The organism is Kitasatospora purpeofusca (assembly GCF_000718025.1).
GTDB classification, from domain to species: domain Bacteria; phylum Actinomycetota; class Actinomycetes; order Streptomycetales; family Streptomycetaceae; genus Kitasatospora; species Kitasatospora purpeofusca.
Window position 1 is genome coordinate 1 of the sequence record NZ_JODS01000029.1, and the last position, 20780, is coordinate 20780.

The 20780-nt window shown below is 73.1% G+C and carries 14 protein-coding genes; 9 read left to right on the forward strand and 5 right to left on the reverse strand.

Annotated features, from left to right (window positions below; all coding sequences use genetic code 11):
• Nucleotides 1-134: 134 nt before the first annotated feature.
• The gene (locus IF01_RS0131120; protein WP_030396931.1) at nt 135-755 is read left to right on the forward strand and encodes a DJ-1/PfpI family protein; all 621 of its coding nucleotides are present in this window, start codon (nt 135-137) and stop codon (nt 753-755) included.
• A 61-nt stretch (nt 756-816) separates the two neighbouring features.
• Here IF01_RS0131120 and IF01_RS0131125 read toward each other — a convergent pair whose 3' ends face one another.
• Nucleotides 817-3030, reverse strand: coding sequence for a discoidin domain-containing protein (locus IF01_RS0131125; protein ID WP_030396932.1), 2214 nt, complete (start codon nt 3028-3030; stop codon nt 817-819).
• A 385-nt stretch (nt 3031-3415) separates the two neighbouring features.
• A complete protein-coding gene (locus tag IF01_RS0131130; RefSeq protein ID WP_030396933.1) occupies nt 3416-4726 on the reverse strand; it encodes an ROK family transcriptional regulator in 1311 nt (436 codons plus the stop codon).
• A 126-nt stretch (nt 4727-4852) separates the two neighbouring features.
• Between IF01_RS0131130 and IF01_RS0131135 the strand changes: the two genes are divergently transcribed.
• From IF01_RS0131135 to IF01_RS0131155, 5 genes are all read left to right on the forward strand, one after another.
• Nucleotides 4853-6166 (forward strand): ABC transporter substrate-binding protein, encoded by a 1314-nt coding sequence (locus IF01_RS0131135; RefSeq protein ID WP_030396934.1) that lies wholly within the window; start codon nt 4853-4855, stop codon nt 6164-6166.
• 1 nt (nt 6167) lies between these two features.
• A complete protein-coding gene (locus IF01_RS0131140; RefSeq protein ID WP_051743075.1) occupies nt 6168-7106 on the forward strand; it encodes a carbohydrate ABC transporter permease in 939 nt (312 codons plus the stop codon).
• A complete protein-coding gene (locus IF01_RS0131145; RefSeq protein WP_030396936.1) occupies nt 7103-7945 on the forward strand; it encodes a carbohydrate ABC transporter permease in 843 nt (280 codons plus the stop codon). Before IF01_RS0131140 ends, IF01_RS0131145 begins: the two co-directional genes overlap by 4 nt.
• 59 nt (nt 7946-8004) lie before the next feature.
• Complete coding sequence (locus IF01_RS0131150; RefSeq protein ID WP_030396937.1) at nt 8005-9357, forward strand: GH1 family beta-glucosidase; 1353 nt, start codon at nt 8005-8007, stop codon at nt 9355-9357.
• A gap of 199 nt (nt 9358-9556) precedes the next feature.
• Entirely contained in the window at nt 9557-10123 is a 567-nt protein-coding gene (locus IF01_RS0131155) for a hypothetical protein (protein ID WP_051756560.1), read from the forward strand.
• A gap of 151 nt (nt 10124-10274) precedes the next feature.
• Here IF01_RS0131155 and IF01_RS0131160 read toward each other — a convergent pair whose 3' ends face one another.
• The gene (locus IF01_RS0131160) at nt 10275-11318 is read right to left on the reverse strand and encodes an ABC transporter substrate-binding protein (RefSeq protein WP_030396939.1); all 1044 of its coding nucleotides are present in this window, start codon (nt 11316-11318) and stop codon (nt 10275-10277) included.
• Nucleotides 11319-11497: 179 nt separating this feature from the next.
• On the opposite strand from IF01_RS0131160, the gene IF01_RS0131165 reads away from it, so the two are divergent.
• Genes IF01_RS0131165 through IF01_RS0131175 form a run of 3 tightly spaced genes read left to right on the forward strand, consistent with a single transcriptional unit; the run spans nt 11498 to nt 14474 of the window.
• A complete protein-coding gene (locus IF01_RS0131165; RefSeq protein WP_051756562.1) occupies nt 11498-12571 on the forward strand; it encodes a FecCD family ABC transporter permease in 1074 nt (357 codons plus the stop codon).
• Nucleotides 12568-13614 carry a FecCD family ABC transporter permease gene (locus IF01_RS0131170; RefSeq protein ID WP_030396941.1) on the forward strand — a complete coding sequence of 349 codons (1047 nt, stop codon included), beginning with the start codon at nt 12568-12570 and terminating at the stop codon, nt 13612-13614. The genes IF01_RS0131165 and IF01_RS0131170 overlap by 4 nt, the downstream gene beginning before the upstream one ends.
• Nucleotides 13615-13667: 53 nt before the next feature.
• Nucleotides 13668-14474 (forward strand): ABC transporter ATP-binding protein, encoded by an 807-nt coding sequence (locus IF01_RS0131175; RefSeq protein ID WP_030396942.1) that lies wholly within the window; start codon nt 13668-13670, stop codon nt 14472-14474.
• A 6-nt stretch (nt 14475-14480) separates the two neighbouring features.
• On the opposite strand, the gene IF01_RS0131180 is transcribed toward IF01_RS0131175, so the two are convergent.
• Nucleotides 14481-18386, reverse strand: coding sequence for a wHTH domain-containing protein (locus tag IF01_RS0131180; protein ID WP_030396943.1), 3906 nt, complete (start codon nt 18384-18386; stop codon nt 14481-14483).
• A 53-nt stretch (nt 18387-18439) separates the two neighbouring features.
• Complete coding sequence (locus tag IF01_RS0131185; protein WP_051756563.1) at nt 18440-20752, reverse strand: transglycosylase domain-containing protein; 2313 nt, start codon at nt 20750-20752, stop codon at nt 18440-18442.
• Nucleotides 20753-20780: the final 28 nt, after the last annotated feature.

Genomic DNA, 20780 nt, shown 5'->3' on the forward strand with positions numbered 1-20780 from the left:
CGTCGCCCGCGAGATCTACCGCGCGCTGACTGCAGCACCAGCCGAACAAATCGCTCAAACCGACCTCGCTCCTGCGGCTTGACGTCTATAGGAGCATCCGCCCGGTGGCGACGTGGCTGGCTAGGCTGCGGCGCATGGACATCGTGATACCGCTCTTCGACCGGTTCGAGCCGCTCGACGCGATCGGGCCCTACGAGATCCTCGCCTACGTGCCCGGGGCCACCGTGCGGTTCGTCACCGCCGAACCCGGCCTGGTGCGGGACGACCTGGGCGCCCTGCCGGTGCACGTGCCGACCGCGTACACCGAGGTGGAGCGGTGCGACGTCCTGCTGGTCCCGGGCGGGGGCGGCATCCGGCCGATGCTCGCGGACCCCGGCTTCCTCGACTGGGTCCGCCGGATCCACGCCGGCACCCGCTTCACCACCTCGGTCTGCACCGGGTCGATCGTGCTCGGCGCGGCCGGCCTGCTGACCGGCCTGACCGCCACCACCCACTGGCAGGCGGCCGCCGAACTGGAGTCGCACGGCGCCGTCTACACACCGGAGCGGGTGGTCCGGCACGGCAGGCTGATCACCGCCGCCGGGGTCTCCTCCGGGATCGACATGGCCGTCTCGCTGGCCGCGCTGCTCACCGACGAGCTGACCGCCCGGGCGATCCAGCTGACCACCGAGTACGACCCGCAACCCCCGTTCGACAGCGGCTCGGTGGCCAAGGCCTCGGCCGAGGTGATCGAGCGGGCCCGCACCCTGGGCTGAACCCCAGGACGCGGGCCCGAGCCGCCGCCGGCCCCGGGTGCGGGGCCGGCGGCGGGTGCCGTCACGGGAAGGAGGTGACCGTGGACGGGGTGGTGGAGGTGCCGGAGGTCGCGCCGCCGGTGCCGTTGATCACGTGCTCGTACTGGCCGTTGCCGCCCAGCGAGACCACCAGCAGGTCGTGGAACCGCACCCCGGGCCGGACCGGGGCCTCGAAGCCGTGGTCCATCCGGATGCTCGGGTCCACGTTGAAGTAGCAGTAGCTGCCGAGGCCCCAGCCCTCGTGGGTGGTGACGTTGTCGTCCACCTTGTAGGCGGCCCAGCCCCTGGTGGCGCCGTTCTGCACGGCGGCCTGGTTCGGGGCGTCGTAGGCGATCTCGTTCTGGAAGAAGATCGTCCGGCCGCGTTCGCCCGACCACTCGACGTCGTACTTCTTGAAGTGCTCGACGAACAGCCCGGTGCCGAGCACGTCGTCGCCGCGCACCACGAGGCCGTAGTCGGCCGGGTTGACCGTCCAGCCGACGCCGGTGCCGTGGTCGGCGCGCCAGATCCAGGTGTGGTCGACGATCACGTCGTCACTGTTGACCACGATCCCGGCGGTGGCCGAGCCCGCGCCCGCGCCGCCGACCCGGACGAACACGTCCTGGAGGGTGGTCGGGTCGTTCGCGTGGTCGGCGGCCGCGTTGTCCGGCCCGATCTGCACCAGCACCGGCGAGTTGACCGGCCCGGCGTCGACCAGCAGCCCGGCCAGCCGGACGCCGTCCACGTCGGCGACCCGGATCGCGGTCACCCCGTTGTCGGGCACCACGGTGGCCAGGCCGAGGCCGAGCACCACGGTGTCCGGGCGGGTCACCTCGATCGGCCGGTCCACGTGGTAGACGCCGGGGGTGAACAGCAGGTCCAGGCCCTGCGCCAGCGCCTGGTTGATGGTGGCCGCCGTCGCACCCGGCTTGACCAGGTAGAACTGGTTCAGCGGCCGCGAGGTGCCCTGCGGGGTGCCGTCCCAGGAGACGCCCCGGGCGTTGGTGCGCTTCGCCGGGACGAACACCCGGTACTCGTTGCCCTCCAGGTAGAGGAACGGCTTCTCGCGCGACACCGGGGTGGTGTCGAGGGTGGTGTAGGGCGGGTTCGGGAAGCTCTGCGCGGGCGCGCCCTGGACGCCGGAGAAGACCTGGTTCCAGACGCCGTTGGAGAAGCCGCCGATCGCGCTGTCCCGGGTGTACCACTGCTGCTGCGAGTAGTTGCCGATCTGGCCGTCCACCCGGCTGTCGGCGATGTAGCCGCCGCTGGCCCAACCGTAGCCGTTCGGCGCCAGGTTGAGCCCGCCCCGGACGTGCATCCGGCGGAACGGCGCGGCCTGGGCGACGGCCCAGCGGTCGGTGCCGTTGACCGGGTTGAGGGCGAGGTTCTCCGCGGAGCGCCAGAAGTTCTGGGTGGCGTTGCCGTTGAACCAGCCCGCGTCCACGGTGACATCGCCGTTGAAGGTGGTGTCGTCGGGCTTGAGGCCGAGGCCCGCGATCGAGGTGTAGAAGCCGAGTTGGGCGTTGAGGTTCTGGTAGGTGCCCGGCTTGAACAGCAGCGCGTACCGCTCGGGGCCGAACTGGTTGGACTCCTGCTTGCGGAACACCTCGTCCAGCTTGGCCTGGATGCCGGGCGTGCCGGGGTCGAAGACCAGCACGTTGGGGCCGAGGTCGCCGCCGCCCTGCACCGGCGGCACGGTCGGGCCGTCGGAGGCGGCGACCCGCAGCTCCCACAGCGAATAGCCCCAGGCGGTGCCCCGGGCCTGGCCGTTGAGCCGGACGTAGCGGCCGCTGCCGGAGACCGCGACGGTCTCGGTTCCGCCGGTGCCGTTCGCGGTGGAGTAGAGGGTGCGCCAGGTGACGCCGTCGTCGGAGGCCTGGATCTGGTAGGCGCGCCCGTACGCCGCCTCCCAGGCGAGTTCGACCCGGCACAGCTGCCGCACCGAGCCGAGGTCGACCTGCAACCACTGCGGGTCGGCGAAGGCGGAGGACCAGCGGGTACCGGCGTCGCCGTCGACGGCGTTGGCGGCGGACAGACCGGCGTTCTCGGTGGAGGAGGCGGTGGCCGGGCGGCCCCGCGCGGCGTCCGCGGCACCGCACTCGGCGGCGGCGGGGGCGGGGGCGGTGCTGGACGCGCCGGTGGCGGGGGCCGCGAGGGCGGCCGGTCCCGGCAGGGCGAGGGTGGTGGCCGCGAGCAGGGCGAGACCGAGCCTGGCGGCCGGCCCCCCGCGACGCGGGCGTGCTGAAGTGAGCCTCATGGGCTGCTCCTGCGGTGGGGGTGGGTGAAGGCGGAGGCGCACACCGCGGCCCGTGCCCGGTACGCCGTTGGGCGCCGGGCGGTGGGGAACGACGGGACGGCTCGACGGGTCCGCGCACCGGCCGGCTCGGGGTTCGGCCGGTGCGCGCACGGACCCGCCGCGGCGGGCGGTCACCTGGTGCGTGACGGAGCGCCGCCGGCCCGGGGTCCGGGCCCGGGGAGCGCCCCCGACCGGGAGTCTCGGGGCAGTCGATCCGGGGTGTCAACCCCTCACGGCGACTTTCCTCACGGCGTGAACTTGCTTGTGCCGAAGGGAAGTAGTGGATCCTCCCAGCTCAGGACCGCCGCCCGGGGGCGCCGCTCGGGCGCACCGGCCGGGGCCGTCGCTAGGCCCGCAGCCCGGCCGGCGCCACCGCCGCGTCCGCCTCCGCCCGGCGCGGGAACTCCCCGCCGGAGTCCAGGAAGTCGGAGAGCGGCAGGGTCGCCGCGCCCACCGTGACCGCCGCCGGGCCGAGCGTGCCCAGCACGATCTCGGTCTGCTCGCGCGGGAAGCGCAGCGCGTACTCGGTGGCGGCCGCGCGGATCCCGGGCAGCAGCCGGGGGCCGAGCAGCAGTCCGGCCCAGCCGCCGATCACGATCCGCTCCGGGTTGAACAGGTTCACCAGGTCGGCGATGGCCGCACCGAGGTACTCGGCGGCCTCGTCCAGCAGCGCGACGGCGGCCGGATCGCCCGCCCCGGCGGCCGCCAGCAGGGCCGCCAGCCCGGCCTTCTCCCCGCCGCCGGTCGGCGCCGCGCCCCACCGCGCGACCAGCGCCTCGGCGCCGACGTACGCCTCCAGGCAGCCGCGCGCGCCGCACCGGCAGCGGCGTCCGCCGACGTGCACCTTGGTGTGCCCCCACTCGCCCGCGCTGCTGGTGGCGCCCCGGAAGCGGGCGCCGTCGGCGATCACGCAGGCGCCGACGCCGGAGCCGAACAGGGCGACCACCGCGTGCCGGGCGCCGCGCCCGGCGCCGAACCACATCTCGGCCTGACCGAGGGTCTTGGCGCCGTTGTCGACGAACAGCGGCAGGTCGGTGCCGGCCCGCAGCATCCGGCCGAGCGGCACCGCGTCCCAGCCGACGGTCTGGCCGTGCACCACGGCGCCCGCCCCGCCGCCGAGGTCCGGCCCGATGCCCCGCTCGACGGCGCCGCGGCCGACGCCCCCTCCCCCGACCACCCCCTGCTCGACGATGCCGGGCACCCCGACGCCCACGCCGAGCACCGTGCCCGGATCGGTCCCGGTGCGCTCCAGCACCTCGGCCAGCCCGGCCAGGATCAGCTCCGCGACATGGCCGGCGTCATGCCCCCGGTCGTCCAACGGCCGGTCGCTGGCCGCCAGTTCGGTCCTGGCCAGGTCGAACAGCGCGACCCGGACCTGGGTCTCGCCGACGTCCACGCCGACCAGGTGGGCCCGGCCGGCCGCGACCCGGAGCAGGATCCGCGGCCGCCCGCCGTCCGACTCCACCGAGCCGCACTCCTCGATCAGGCCGTCGGCGAGCAGCTCGCCGGTCACATTGCTGATCGAGCCACCGCTCAGCCCGGTGATCGAGCCGAGCTCCTGGCGGCTGAGCGGCCCGTCGAAGTACAGCCGCCGCAGCAGCGTGGACCGGCTGCCTCTGCGCAGGTCACGCACCGTCTTCTTGCCTCGCGCGGTCATGGGATCTCCCTCCTGCCCCGAATCTATCGCTGTCCGAACCCTTGACGGAAGCTTTTCTCACACGTTAAATCACGCCTCGAATTAAGTATCGCAGCATCGGACTTCACCCGAAGAGGGGATCCCTCCATGCCCATCGTCCGCGCCGCCGCCGCCGGCGTGCTGGCCACCGCACTCGTCCTCACCGCCACCGCCTGCGGCGGGGGCTCCGCATCCGGAGGCGGGGGCGACAGCAGCCCCGGCACACTCACCTACTGGGCCTCCAACCAGGGCACCAGCCTGGAGAACGACCGCCAGGTGCTGGAACCCGAGCTGCGGAAGTTCGAGCAGCAGACCGGCATCAAGGTGAAACTGGAGGTCATCCCCTGGTCCGACCTGCTCAACCGGATCCTCGCCGCCGCCGGCTCCGGCCAGGGCCCCGACGTGCTCAACATCGGCAACACCTGGTCCGCCTCGCTCCAGGCCACCGGCGCCCTGCGGCCCTTCGACGCCGCCACCCTCGCGAAGACCGGCGGCAAGGAGCGGTTCCTGCCCGCCGCGCTCGCCTCGGCCGGCGCCGCCGGCCAGGACCCGGCCGCCGTCCCGCTCTACTCGATGGCCTACGGCCTGTACTGGAACAAGAAGCTCTTCGCCGAGGCCGGGATCGACCGGGCGCCGGCCACCTGGGAGGAGCTGGTCGCCGACGGCAAGAAGCTCACCACCGGCGGCCGCTACGGCCTCGCCGTCGAGGGCGGCAACATCAGCGAGAACGTCCACCACGCCTTCACCCTCGCCAAGCAGCACGGCGCCGACTTCTTCGACCCGTCCGGCCGCCCCGCCTTCGACAGCCCGGGTGCCGTCGCCGCGGTCAAGCAGTACGTCGACCTGCTCGGCACCGACCGGATCGCCGCCGCGGGCAACGCCGAGTACGCCAACAACCAGTCCGTCACCGACTTCGCCACCGGCAAGGCCGCGATGCTGCTGTGGCAGGCCGCCGGGGCCAACCTCAAGTCCCACGGCATGGCCGCCGAGGACTACGGCGTCGCCCCCGTCCCGATCCCCGCCGGCGCCAGCGGCGAACGCGCCACCACCTCGATGGTCGCCGGGATCAACCTCGCCGTCTTCCGCGCCACCAAGAACACCGAAGGGGCGCTGAAGTTCGTGTCCTTCATGACCGGCACCGAGGAACAGACCGTGCTCAACAAGGCCTACGGCACCATCCCCCCGGTCGTCGAGGCCCAGCGCGACGCCGCCTTCGCCACCCCCGAACTCGGCACCCTGGCCGCCGTCCTGGGCCAGAGCGCCCGCCCGCTGCCCCAGGTCCCCGCCGAGAGCCAGTTCGAGACCCTGGTCGGCACCGCGGTGAAGAACCTGCTCGCCTCGGCCGCCGCCGGCAAGCCCGTCACCGAGGACGGCGTCCGCTCCGAACTCACCCGGGCCCAGCAGCAGATGCCGGCCAACTGACGTGATCCGAGGCCGAATCGACCGACTGCGCCGACGCGCAGGAACCACCGCCCTCCCCTATCTGCTGCTGCTCCCCGCCCTGCTGCTCGAACTCGCCGTCCACCTGGTGCCGATGGTGCTCGGCGCCGTGATGAGCCTCAAGCGGCTGACCCAGTTCTTCATCCGCGACTGGACCGCCGCCCCCTGGGCCGGACTCGCCAACTTCCGTACCGCGGTGGACTTCGACGCCCCGGTCGGCCGGGCCCTGCTGCACTCCTTCTGGGTCACCTGCGCCTTCACCGTGCTCGCCGTCGGCCTCTCCTGGCTGATCGGCACCACCGCCGCCGTGCTGATGCAGGACTCCTTCCGCGGCCGCGGCCTGCTGCGCGCGGTGTTCCTGCTGCCCTACGCGCTGCCGGTCTACGCTGCGGTCATCACCTGGTCGTTCATGTTCCAGCGGGACACCGGCCTGATCAACCACGTGCTGCACGACCAGCTCCACCTGGTCGACGACAAGCCGTTCTGGCTGCTCGGCGACAACAGCTTCGTCGCGCTGGTCACCGTCTCGGTCTGGCGCAGCTGGCCGTTCGCCTTCCTGACCCTCACCGCCGGGCTGCAGAACATCCCGCGCGACCTCTACGAGGCGGCCGCGCTGGACGGCGCCGGCGTCTGGCAGCAGATCCGCCGGATCACCCTGCCCTCGCTGCGGCCGGTCAACCAGGTGCTGGTGCTGGTGCTCTTCCTCTGGACCTTCAACGACTTCAACACCCCCTATCTGCTGTTCGGCCGGTCGGCCCCCGCCGCGGCCGACCTAATCTCCGTGCACATCTACCAGTCCTCCTTCGTCACCTGGAACTTCGGCGCCGGCTCGGCGATGTCCGTCCTGCTGCTGCTGTTCCTGCTGGTGGTGACGGCCGGCTACCTGCTGCTCACCTCGCGCCGGAAGGACGCCACCGCGTGATCGACCCGCCCGCCTCGTTCCGGTGGCTGCGCCGCGTACTGCTCGCCGCGCTCACCGTCTTCACTCTCGTCCCCGTCCTGGTGATGCTCGGCAGTTCGCTGAAGCCGCTCCAGGACGTCCAGGGGCCGTTCCGCTGGATCCCCAGCACCGTGACCCTGCGCCCCTACGCGGACATCTGGCGCACCGTGCCGCTCGGCCGCTACCTGGTCAACTCCCTCATAGTGGCCGGGGGTTCGACGATCTGCTCGGTCCTGGTCGCGATCGTCGCGGCGTACGCGGTGAGCCGCTACCGTTTCCGTGGCCGGCGCTTCTTCACGGTGACGGTGCTGTCCACCCAGATGTTCCCCGGAATCCTGTTCCTGCTCCCGCTGTTCCTGCTCCTCGTCAACGTCGGCAACGCCACCGGGGTCGCCCTGTACGGCAGCCGCGGCGGTCTGATCCTCACCTATCTGACCTTCTCGCTGCCGTTCTCGATCTGGATGCTGGTCGGCTACTTCGACTCCATCCCGCGCGACCTGGACGAGGCCGCGCTGGTCGACGGCTGCGGGCCGGTCCGGGCCCTGGTGCGGATCATCGTCCCGGCGGCGGTGCCCGGCATCGTCGCGGTCGCGGTGTACGCCTTCATGACGGCCTGGGGCGAGGTGCTCTTCGCCTCGGTGCTCACCAACGAGGAGACCCGCACCCTGGCCGTCGGCCTCCAGGGCTACGCCACGCTCAACGACGTCTACTGGAACCAGGTGATGGCCGCCTCGCTGGTGGTCAGCGTCCCGGTGGTGGCCGGCTTCCTGCTGCTCCAGCGCTACCTGGTCGCCGGACTCACCGCCGGGGCCGTCAAATGACCCGCGCCCGGCACCCCGACGCCCGCCGCCACCTCCTCCACCACCCCGAGAGGCCCGCCATGACCGACCCCGGCTTCCCCCTGGACGCCCTGCCCGACGACTTCCTCTGGGGCGCCGCCACCGCCGCCTACCAGATCGAGGGCGCGGCGGACACCGACGGGCGCGCCCCGTCGATCTGGGACACCTTCGCGCACACCCCCGGCCGGGTGGCCGGCGGCGACACCGGCGACACCGCCTGCGACCACTACCACCGCTGGCCCGAGGACGTCGCGCTGATGGGCCGGCTCGGCCTCGGCGCCTACCGGTTCTCGATCGCCTGGCCGCGCGTGGTGCCGCTCGCCGACGACCGGGTCAACCAGGCCGGCCTGGACTTCTACGACCGGCTGGTGGACGGCCTGCTGGCGGCCGGGATCCGCCCGTTCCCGACCCTCTACCACTGGGACCTCCCGCAGGCCCAGCAGGACCGCGGCGGCTGGCCCGTACGGGACACCGCCGAGCGCTTCGCCGAGTACACCGCCGCCGTCGCCGCCCGGCTCGGCGACCGGGTCACCGACTGGGCGACGCTCAACGAACCGCTCTGCTCGGCCTGGATCGGCCACCTCGACGGCGCGATGGCCCCCGGACTGACCGACCTCACCGCCGCCGTCCGCGCCTCCTACCACCTGCACCTCGCCCACGGCCTGGCCGTGCAGGTGCTGCGCGAGAACGTCCGGGACGCCCGGATCGGGATCGTCAACAACCTCAGCCCGATCGAGCCGGCCACCGACTCGCCGGCCGACCTCGCCGCCGCCGTGCGCGCCGACGGCCACGTCAACCGCTGGTGGCTCGACCCGATCCACGGCCGGGGCTACCCCGAGGACATGCGACGGGTCTACGGCGTCGAACTGCCGGAGCGGGCCGGGGACCTCGACCTCATCGCCGCGCCGCTCGACTGGCTGGGCCTCAACTACTACTTCCGCCAGATCGTCGCCGACGACCCCGCCGGACCGGCCCCGTACGTCCGCCAACTGCCCGGCCCCAACCCGGAGCACACCGCGATGCCCTGGGAGGTGCACGCGCCCGGTCTGGAGCAGCTGCTGCTCCGGCTCACCGAGGAGTACGACGCCGAGCGGATCTACGTCACCGAGAACGGCTCGGCGTACGCCGACTCGGTGGCCGCCGACGGCAGCGTCCACGACCCGGAGCGGACCGCCTACCTGGCCGACCACCTGGCCGCCTGCGCCCGCGCCGTCGGCCGGGGCGCACCGCTGGCCGGGTACTTCGCCTGGTCGCTGCTCGACAACTTCGAGTGGGCGTACGGGTACGCCAAGCGCTTCGGGCTCGTCCACGTCGACTACCCGACCCAGCGCCGCACCATCAAGTCCAGCGGCCACCACTACGCGCGGCTGATCGCGGCGCACCGGGGGCGGTAGGGGCTCCGGGGGAGCACGGGGCGCACCGGGGGTGCCGGGGGTGCCGGGGGTGCCGGGAAGCTGCCGGTCGATCTGCCGCCACCCGCCGTTCCGGCGGCCATAACCTGGGCGCCCGGCGCACAGGAACGAACTGACGCGCCGTCAGAACGGCGGCCCCACCGGGCCGCCCCGCACGTCCGGAAGGATCCCGAACCCCGCCATGACCAGTCTCCGCACCAGAGCGGCCGCCCTCGCGGCCGTCGCCGCGATCGGCTTCGCCACCTTCACCTCCGGCACGGCCACCGCCGCCCCGGCCCCGGCCGCCCCCTCGACGGCCGGGGCCCCCGCCCTCGCGACGGCCGCGCTCACCCCGCCCACCCGCATCCCCGGCAACACCTCGATCGGCCGCAACCAGGCCTGGTACTCGCCGAACGGCAAGGTCATGCTCGCCATGCAGGGCGACGGCAACGTCGTGCTGTACCGCGACGGCAAGGCGATCTGGGTCGCCCAGGGCGCCATGCCGCGCGGCGAGTTCCTGGTGATACAGGGCGACGGCAACCTCGTCGTGTACGCCGCCGACAACACCCCGCTGTGGAACAGCCAGACCGGCGGCAAGTGGGGCGCCGAGCTGACCATCTACAACGAGGGCGCGATCGCGGTCGAGCTGAACGGCAAGATCCTGTGGACCTCCGCGCCGCCGCAGCTGCCGCCGTGCCCGCCGTGGGGCCCGCCCTACCCGGGCCAGGTCATCCCGCCGTGGTGCCCGGTCTGGCCCTTCCCCTCCTAGTAGGGCCGGGCCGGGTCGACCGGCCGGGCTGTTCATTGCGGCACTTGCCGGAGCGGCGGGACGTACGGGCAGCCGCCCCCGCCGCTCCGGCACCGCCCCCGCCCGTCGGCCCGCTCGTCGTCCGCCCGTCGGCCTGCTCGTCGTCCGCCCGTCAGCCGAGCTTCTTCGCGCCCTGGACGGCCTTGGCCAGGCTCTCCAGCAGCGGGGCCGCGCCCAGCCAGGAGAACCTCGGCACCGCGTCCCACGGGGCGACCTGGCCGGCCTTGACCGCGGGCAGCGCGGACCAGGCGGGCTTGGCCGCGAGGTCGGCGGGCTGGAGGGCGGTGCTGCGGTTGTCGAGCAGGATCAGGTCGGCCCTGTACTTGCCCGCGTTCTCCCAGCTCAGGCTCTCGAAGTAGCCCTGCGGGTCGAGCGCGTCCGGGACGACGAAGTCGACACCCAGGTCACGGAAGTACATCAGGTCGGTGCTGAGCGCCGGATTGGTGACGTAGAAGAGGTCGGCACTGCCGGAGGCGGCCATCACCTTCAGCCCGCCGGCGGCCTTCGCGGCCTGCCGCAGGGTCTCCGCGGCCGTCTCGAAGCGGGCCTTGGCCTCGGTGACCCGCTTGGCGCCCAGGTCGGCGCCGAGCGACTCGGCCAGCGCGGCGTAGCGCTTGATCGGCTCGGGCAGCGGCACCCGGGCAGTGGTGACGGCGACGCTGGGGGCGAGGGCGAGGATCTTGTCCTTGCTCTCGTCCGGGACGTACCAGAGGGCGTCCGGGTCGTACATGTGGGTGACCAGGAGGTCGGGGCGCAGCGCCGCGTACTTCTCGATGCCGAACTCGCCCCAGGCGTTGCCGACGATGGTGACCTTGTCGATGTCGAGGTCCCCGGCGGCCGGGTCGGCCTTGCCGTCGGCGCGCCTGGTCTCGCCGAAGACGCCGACGATCCGGTCGCCGAGTCCGAAGTCGTGCAGGGCGGCGGCGGTGCCGGTGAAGGCGACGATCCGGCGCGGGGTGTTCTTCGCGGTGACGGCGCGGCCGCGGTCGTCGGTGAAGGACCAAGCCCTGCCGTCGGCGCCCCCGCCGTCCGCGCCCTTGGTGCCGCCCCCGCTGCCGCAGGCGGCCAGTGCGGCGCCGAGGCCGACGGCGCCGGCGGCGGTGAGGAGGGTGCGGCGGGTGGGTCGCCCGGGGGTCGGGAAGCCGGGGTTGGGCATGGGGGTGCCTTTGTTCGGTGGTGGGAGTGGTGAAGGTCCCGGGGTGGTTCGGACCCCGGGCCGAGACTTAGGTTAGCCTAACCATAGTCACCGGCTGTCGACCGTCCGTCGGCACCCTGTCCCCACCGTCGCCATCCCTGTCCCCACCGTCCCCACCCCGGTCCCCGGAGCACCCCACCATGCACGACGTCACCGCCCGCCCGGGACCGCCCGTTCCCGCCGTTCCGCCCGCTCCCGCCGTTCCCGCCGTTCCCGCCGGTCGCCGCCGCAACCGGACCCGCGCCCTCGGGCTGCTCGCCGCCCTCGCACTGCTCACCGCCGCCGCGGTGCTCAGCGTCGCCGTCGGCGCCAAGGCGCTCTCCCCCGCCGAGGTCTGGCACGGCCTCACCGACCCCGCCTCCCCGGCCTACCCGGTCGTCAACCGGATGCGGGTCCCGCGCACCCTGCTCGGACTGCTCGCCGGCACCGCCCTCGGCCTAGCCGGCGCCGTCATGCAGGCCGTCACCCGCAACCCGCTCGCCGACCCCGGCCTGCTCGGCATCAACGCGGGCGCCTCCGCCGCCATCGCCACCGCGATCGCCTTCCTCGGCGTCGGCGGCTTCACCGGCTACGTGTGGTTCGGCCTGGCCGGCGCCGGCGTCGTCTCCGCCCTCGTCTACGCGGTCGGCGGCGGACGCCGGGCCACCCCCGCCCGGCTCGCCCTGGCCGGCGCCGCCCTGAACGCCGCCCTCTACTCCTACGTCAGCGCCGTGATGCTGCTCGACTCCGGCTCGCTGGACCGGATGCGGTTCTGGACCATCGGCTCGCTGGCCGCCACCACGCCCGGCACCGTCGCCGCCGTCGCGCCGTTCGTGCTGGTCGGCGCGGTACTGGCACTCGCCCTCGCCCGGCCGCTCAACGCGCTCGCCATGGGCGAGGAGTCCGCCACCGCCCTCGGCGCCCGGCCGGCCCGGATCCGGGCCGGCGCCGTGCTCACCGTCACCCTGCTCTGCGGCGCCGCCACCGCCGCCTGCGGACCGATCGTGTTCATCGGCCTGACCGTGCCCCACCTGGTCCGCGCCCTCACCGGCCCCGACCTGCGGTGGATGCTGCCGTACTGCGCCGTGCTCGCGCCGCTGCTGCTGCTCGGCTCCGACGTGCTCGGCCGGATCCTCGGCCGCCCCGGCGAACTCCAGGTCGGCATCGTGACCTCCGTGCTCGGCGGCCTCTTCTTCCTCCTCCTCGTCCGTCGCGCGAAGGCGGCCCGCGCATGACCGACCTCGCCCGCACCCGCACCCTGCGCACCCCCGGCGGACTCTCCGTCCGCTACCGCCCCCGCACCGTCCTGGCCGTCACCGCCTGCCTGTTCACCGCGGCCGCCGTCGCCGTGGCCACGCTCGGCAGCGGCGACTACCCGCTCACCCCCGGCGAGGTGCTGAGCGCCCTCACCGGCGGCGGCGACCCCGCGGCCGACTTCGTCGTCAACGAACTGCGGCTCCCCCGGGTGGTCACCGCCCTCCTCACCGGCGCCGCCCTCGCCCTCTCCGGCGCCGTCCTCCAGGCCCTGGTCCGCAACCCGCTCGGCAGCCCCGACATCCTCGGCCTCACCCAGGGCGCCACCACCGGCGCGCTGCTGGTCGTCGCCACCGGCGGCAGCAGCCTCGCCCTGGCCGGCGGCGCGGTCGCCGGCGGCACCGCCGCGGGCGCGCTGATCCGCGCCCTCGCCCGGCGCGGCGGCACCGGCGGGCACCGGCTGGTCCTGGTCGGCATCGGCGTCGCCGCCGTACTCGGCGGCGTCAACGGCTACCTGCTCACCCGGATCCAGCTGATGGAGGCCGCCCGCGCCCTGCTCTGGCTCACCGGCAGCCTCGACGGACGCGGCTGGGACGACGCCCTCCCCCTGCTCGCGGTCCTCGCCGTGCTGCTCCCGGTGGTGCTGCTCGCCTGCGGCCCCGGCCTGCGGATGCTGGAACTCGGCGACGACACCGCCCTCGCCCTCGGCGTGCCGATCGAACGGATCCGGCCCGCCCTGCTGGCCTGCGCCGTCCTGCTCGCCTCGGTCGCGGCGGCGGCCGCCGGACCGGTCTCCTTCGTCGCCCTCACCGCACCCCAACTGGCCCGCCGCCTCACCCGCGCCCCCGGCCCCAACCTGCTCGCCTCCACCGCGATGGGCGCGGCCCTGCTCGCCGCCGCCGACCTCGCCGCCCAGCACGCCTTCGGCCAGCGGCAGTTGCCGGTCGGCGTGGTCACCGGCGTCCTCGGCGGCGGCTACCTGGTCTGGCTGCTGGCCGCCGAACGCCGCGCCGGCCGGCTGTGACCGCCGCCGCGCCTGCCTACCCCTCCTCGCCCTCGCCCGAACGGGACCCCGCCATGCCCCTCGTCGCCGCCACCCCCCGCCTCACCGCCCGCGACCTCACCCTCTCCTACGACCGGCGGACCGTCGCCGAAGGCCTGGACGTCGAGATCCCCGACCACTCCTTCACCGTGGTCATCGGCCCCAACGCCTGCGGCAAGTCCACCCTGCTGCGCGCCCTCGCCCGCGTCCTGCGCCCCACCCGCGGCACCGTCCTCCTCGACGGCGCCGACCTCGCCCGCCTCCCCGCCCGGCGGGTCGCCCGCACCCTCGGCCTCCTTCCCCAGTCCTCGGTGGCCCCCGACGGCATCACCGTCGCCGACCTCGTCGCCCGCGGCCGCCACCCCCACCAGGGCCTGCTGCGCCAGTGGTCCCACGAGGACGAACGGATCACCGAGGAGTCGATGGCCGCCACCGGCGTCGCCGAACTCGCCGACCGCCCCGTCGACGAACTCTCCGGCGGCCAGCGCCAGCGCGTCTGGATCGCCATGGCCCTCGCCCAGCAGACCCCGCTGCTGCTCCTCGACGAGCCCACCACCTACCTGGACATCAGCCACCAGATCGAGGTCCTCGACCTCTGCGACCGCCTCCACCGCACCCAGGGCCGCACCCTGGTCGCCGTCCTCCACGACCTCAACCAGGCCGCCCGCTACGCCACCCACCTCATCGTCATGCGCGACGGCCGCGTGGTCGCCGCCGGCGACCCGGGCGAAATCCTCACCGCGGAGCTGGTGGAGGAGGTCTACCGCCTGCCGTGCCGGATCATCCCCGACCCGGAGACCGGCACGCCGCTGGTCGTCCCGGCCGCCCCGAAGCGGAACTGACCGCCCCTACGGCCGCGGCACCCGGGCGAGCGCGTCGCGGAGGAGTTGCCCGAGGTCGGGCACCGGGATGCCCAGCTCGGTGAGCCAGTCGACGATCTGGCGGACGGGCACCCGCATCCGGTCGGCCCGTTCCAGCAACATCGCCAGCGTCACCGAGGACGTCTTCGACAGGAAGCCGTCGTCCCGGTACCGAGTGCCCAGAAGCTCCAGCGCCGTGGCCGCGGTGAGCCCCTCCGGGACCTCCCGGCAGGAGACCGGAACCCCGTAGAGGTCGAACCGCTCCAGCAGGATGTTCAGTGGGCGAAAGGTGGTTTGTGCCGCCACCAACAGGTGGGCGAACGGCATCGGTTCGCCGGTGCGAACCTCCCACCATGAACACGGCCCGTCCGGGTCGAGGAGTTGCTCGTCCAGTTCGTCCGGCGCCGACGGGGGCCGCAGCGGCACGGGGAATCCGTAGTCCGCCAGCCTGGCAATGACGTCCGGCAGCGACCTTCCGGCCACTTCCCGCAGGATCAACAGGTAAGGGAACGGAGCAGGTGCGCACTGGTCGAAGCGTTCACCGAGCCAATGGTCCTCGAAGAGAGCCAGATCATCGACCGAGGCGTCCACCGGGAACACCTCGGGCACGCGGAAGCCAAAAGCCCTGTACAGCCACAGCGTCTCTGCCGGGCTCTTGCGCAGACCTGCCGCGGCCCCGAGGACCTGCCAGGGCGGCAGGGGGCGGCCAGCTTCCCACCAGGGTGACGACTCTCCGCTGCGGTTCCGGAAAATAGGCAGAGTCCAGCTCGGCAGACGTTGCGGCAAGCCCGCCGGATCCACCGTCAGCCCGTACCCGGCGAACAGAGCACACACTTCGGTGACGCTGATCCCGTATTGGACGCTGGCCTGGGCGATCCGACCGGTCGGCACGGTCTCCCCGACGGTGAACCACCCGTACCGAGGGCTGTCACCGTCGCGCCGCAGCAGCTCGTCGACCATGGCCTTCCGAGCCAAAGGCACGATGCCCTCCGGGACCGCGATGCCGAGGCCTCGCCAGGTATCCGCAACCTCCCGCAGCCGACGGCGGTCGTCTCCGGCCGCACGGACCAGGTCGGTCACCGTGACCCGATCGGGAAAGCCACCCGGCGCCCGGCGTAGCGTCGACTCCACGACCGCAGGCAGGGGAAGGCGCTCGGGAAAGCCCTCGGGCCTGACTCCGTGCAGCCCGAGCCCGGCGGCACGCCGAGCCGCATCCCGCAGTTTCACCCCCCAACGCGCCACCGCGCCGGCGAGGTGCGCCCCCGACCAGTAGCCGTCAGCGTGCCAGCTCCAGTAGTCCCTGGATCCGTTCTCCGACAGCAGCAGCTGATCCGACGGCATGGCCACCAGGACCGGCACGTCGTTCCGCAACTCCGGGCAGAACGCCGCGAGCTCGTCGAGGAGCGGGTGCGGGGCGTTGGCGAGCAGGCGCCAGAGAAAGACGTAGTCGGGGGGGAATCCCGTCACCGCCCACGAGTCGATCCTCTGACTCGTTTCTGCCGAGTACATCGAGAGCAGTTCCACGTCCGCCGGGAACACACCCGTTCTCACTGTGGGGAAGGATCGACCCCCGAGCTCCAGCGTCAGCCCGACCCTGGTGGCCGCCTCCGTGAGCAGATCGGCCAACTGCGGGCTGCCGAGGGCGATCCGGCACACCCAGCCGTACGTCGGAAGCTCGTTCTCCTTCACCACCAAAGCTTCTGTGGCTGGGGCGAGCAGTTCCAGCAAGGGGGCCGCGAGGTCGTCCAGCACCTCCGCGCGGTCCGCGGAGAGCTGGGCGGGCGCGTACGGCCCGGTGAGGTCGACCACGACACCGCTCAGGCCCGCGCCCTCCGTCGACAGCACCCCACGCCGGACCGCCGGCTGCACCACCAGCCCGTCCACCAACAGGGCCCCGCCGTGCTCGGTCCAGGTCACCCGGACGCCCTTCGGCGCGTCCGCCCAGTCGACCCGGCCGCCGTGGGCGTCGAAGCCGAAGCGCTCCCGTTCCGGCTGCTCCCGGACCTGGAGCTGCCCGGCCTGCCACTTCGCGCGCCGCTCGCCCTGCACCGCCGTGGTCCCGAACTCCGCCACACCGAGGACCCGTTCCAGCACATCGACGCAGGACCACTCGGCCCCGGCGGTCACCGAGTCCCGCAGGTGCAGCCGGACGACCGTCCCGCTCTCCTCCCCCCAGGGCGCGCGCTGCACGATCCGGAACAGGTGGCCGGGCCCGTGGATCGCCACCTCCAGCACCGGGCCCGGGCGCCCGTCCGGGCCCATCCGGCAGGTGGTGACGGTGAGTTCGTCGGCGAGCATGAAGTAGCTGAGCACACCGATGCCGAACCGGCTGTTGGGGTACAGCTCCACCGGCGGGTCCAACCGGTTCCAGGCGGCGCGTTCGAGCTTGAACTCGGGCTGTTCGGCGAAGCGGGCGCCCGCCTGGGAGAAGACGCCCCGCAACTCGGCGTCGCCCATGCCGATCCCGTTGTCCCGGCACTCGACATAGGCGCGGCCGTGCTCGTCGACGCCCTGCTCGAAGGTGATCCGCCCCTCGTACGCCCAGGAGGCCGGCCCGGTCCGGTCCAGGTACTCGGTGCGCGCGCGGCGGTAGCGGCAGGCGTCCAGGGCGTTCTGGTACAGCTCCCGCACCGCGAGGTCGCGGTCCTTGTAGAGCTGGACGCCCATCAGCAGTTCGCGCACCTTGCGCTCGTCCGTCCGGAACCCGGCCCAGCCGTCGAACACGCCGCTCGCCGGGCGGACCTGGTCCGCCGAGAGCCGCGCGGGCAGGCGCGGCATGGCACAGGTGATCCGCTCACGCCCGGCCCGGTCGACGGCGTGCAGGATCTCGTCGGCGCGGGCCGTGTGGGCCCGCAGCCCCTCGATCACCGCTTCGTGGTGGCACTCGGCACGGAGAACGGGGAGCGTCGCCTCGCCTCCCCAGACCGCCCGGTCGACGGTGCCCCGCAGCTCTCCGAGGTCCACCGGGTGCGGGATGCCGAGGTGTTCCACCACGATGTCCGGCAGCGCGGTGAGGTCCAGGCAGGTGCTGTGTGCCAGCGTGAGCAGCAGGACGAGGCGGCGGTCCCGGACCCGCTGGTGTCCCGGCCCGCGCAGCCGGTCCTCGGCCGGGAGGTGGTCCAGGAACTCGATGTTGGCGACGTCCGGCCCTCGCCGGATGCCGTGCAGCAGTCGGGTCACCCTGGTTGCGTCCAGGATCTCGCCGAGCGGACCGGCCTGCTCGGCGACCAGCCCCAACAGCTCGGCCACGTCCGCCGGTTCCGCGAGCATCCCCCGGTGCAGCTGCCACCGGTGGAACAGCCACCACCCGATCGGCCCGGCCGACTCCGGCCGCAGCCTGGTCCGTTCGAGCAGCATGCCGTACTCGTCCCCGAACGCCTCGAAGGACTGACGCTCGGCGCCCGCCCCCGCCACCGGACCCAGCCGCCCCGGAGTGACGACCGGCGCCCAACGGGCCGCCGCACGAAGCTGGTTGGCGCGGTAGAGGAACGGCAGGAGGACCAGCAGCGCCGCCTCGGCCGGGAAGAGCTCGAACGGACCGTCCGGGTCCGGCTCGCCGAGCAGCCACTCCACCTGTTCGGCGAACCGCACCGCGAGCCCCGGGTCCTGCCAGGGGTCGTCCGCCAGCGCGGCCGCGGCCCCGTCGCACACCCCGGCCAGCGCGGCGACGACGGCGAGCATGTACTGCCGCACGACCGTCGTGTCCCGGCCCGCCGGGACGTGGTCCCAGACGGCGGAGCGGTCGGCTGCGTCCGTCCACGGGTCGGGCCCGCCCGGCGCGCCGGGGGTGGCCGGCGCGCCGGGCGACAGGTGGATGTGAACGTCCCCGCCCTGGATCACGGGACCGTGATACGTCCCGCCGCCCACCAGGTTCCTGACCTCCGCGTCTCCCACGCCGCCAGTCTTAGCACGGCCGTCCGGCGGTGCGCAGGAAGACCGATCGACAGTCAGTCGTTCTGTCCGGAGGGGGCGTTCGCTGCTCCTTCGGCCGGAGCGCCGGCGGGAGCCGTGGCCGGGGCGTTGGCCGGGGGGTGGGCCGGGGCCGAGGTCCGGCCGCCGCGGGTGCCGTTGGTCGGGGAACCGGTCGGCGAGCCCGTGGGGCTGCCGCTGGCGCTGCCGCTGTCCTTCGGGTCCTTCCGGGGGGCCGGGTCGGGGATGTCGGCCATCGGCATGGTCTGCTTGGGCGTCCCGCGCAGGGCCTGGTTCATGGCGTCCCGCCAGATCGGTCCGGGGCCGTCGGCACCGAAGACCTCCTTGCGGTACTTGCCGTTGATGGTGATGTTGCGCATCTCCACACCGCCGTTGGGTCCGCCGATCCAGACCGAGGTGGCCAGCTGCGGGGTGTAGCCGCTGAACCAGGCGGCCCGCTTCTTGTCGGAGGTGCCGGTCTTGCCGGCGATCTGCCGGTCGCCCTCCAGGCCGAGGTCGCGGCCGGTGCCGGTCTCGGTGACGCCGTTGAGGATGGTGTTCAGCGCCTTGGCGGTGTCCGGGGAGAAGGCCGTCTCGCAGTGGGCGGGCGGGACCGGCACGTCCTTGCCGTCGACGGTGGTGATCGAGGTGACGGCGAGCGGGGCGCAGTACTTGCCGTTGGCGGCGAAGGTCGCGTAGACCCCGGCCATGCTCAGCGGGCTCACCTCCTCGACGCCCAGGCCCATCGCGGGGACCTCCTCCAGCGGCTTGCCGCTCGCCTTGGTGGCGATGCCGAGCTTGTTGGCCATCTGCTTGACCGCGCAGAGGCCGAGCTCCTGCTCCATCTGCACGAAGTAGGTGTTGACCGAGAGGGCCATCGCCTCCTTCAGCTGGTACGGCCCCTGCTCGTTCGCCGACTCGTTGGGCACCACCGCCTTGGGCTTGGTGGTGTTCTTCCAGGTGCCCTCGCAGGTCTTCATGGTCGGGTACTCGAGCTTGTTCGGCGAGGGGTACTCCTGGGTGGGCGCCAGGCCCGCTTCCAGGGCGGCGGCCACCACGACCGGCTTGAAGGTGGAGCCGGGCTGGAAGCCGTTGCCGCCGCCCATCGCCGCGTCGACGTTGAAGTTGACGACGGTCTGGTTCTTGGCCGCGGAGAGGCCGTACGGGCGGGTCTGGGCCATCGCCAGGATCTTGCCGGTGCCCGGCTCGACCATGGTGGCGGCGGCCGACACCGGGTCGGTGACGCGAACGTTGGAGCTGACCGCGTTCTGGGCGGCGGCCTGCTTGTCCGGGTCGAGGGTGGTGCGGATGTTCAGGCCGCCCTGGTCCCAGAGCTTCTTGCGCTCGGCGGCGGTGGCGCCGAAGACCGGGTCCTGCTTGACCACGTGGCGGACGTAGTCGCAGAAGAAGCCCATACCCGCCTTGGCGGTGATGCAGCCGTTCTGCGGTTCCTTGTAGTTCAGGCCCAGCGGGGCGGCCTTGGCCTCCTTGGCCTGGTCGGCCGTGATGTGGCCGTTCTCCACCATCTTGTCGAGCACGGTGTTGCGCCGGTTGAGCGCGGCCTGCGGGTGCGCCTTGGGGTCGTACTGGGACGGGTTCTGCACCAGTCCGGCCAGGGTGGCGGCCTCCGCGATGGTGAGGTCCTTGTTGCTCTTGCCGAAGTACCGCTGGGAGGCGGCCTCGACACCGTAGGCGCCGTTCCCGTAATAGGTGATGTTGAGGTAGTTGGTGAGGATCTGGTCCTTGGTGAGGTCCTCCTCCAACTTGATGGCGATCTTCAGCTCCTGGATCTTGCGGCCCAGGGTCTTGCGCTGCGCCTCCCGGACCGCCGCCGGGTCGTCGCCGGCCTTCTCCACATTCACGTTCTTCACGTACTGCTGGGTCAGTGTGGAGGCGCCCTGGGCGGTGGTGCCGCTCTCCGCGTTCTTGCTGATCGCCCGGATCACGCCCTTGGGGTCGACGGCGCCGTGCTCGTAGAAGCGGGCGTCCTCGATGTCGACCTGCGCCTGCCGCATCAGCGGGGACATCTGCTCGGCGGTGAGCACCGTGCGGTCGCGCTCGTAGACCTTGGCGATCAGCGCGCCGCCGGCGTCGAAGATCTGGGTCGCCTGGGTGAGCGGCGGTGTCTTGAAATCGTCCGGAATGTCGTCGAACCCCTCCGCCGTGTTCTTGGCGGACAGCCCGAGCGCGCCGACGGCGGGCAGGGCCATGCCCGCCAGCAGCGCGCCGGACACCACACTGACGCCCAGGAAGGTCGCGCCGTGGCGGACCAGCCGCAGCGGAGAGCTCCGGGTCGGCTGCGGTGTCTCGTCCTCGGGCGAGTTCCCTGTCGGGGGAGTGTTCGATTCCATGCCGGAATGCTAATCCTCGACCGTGGGC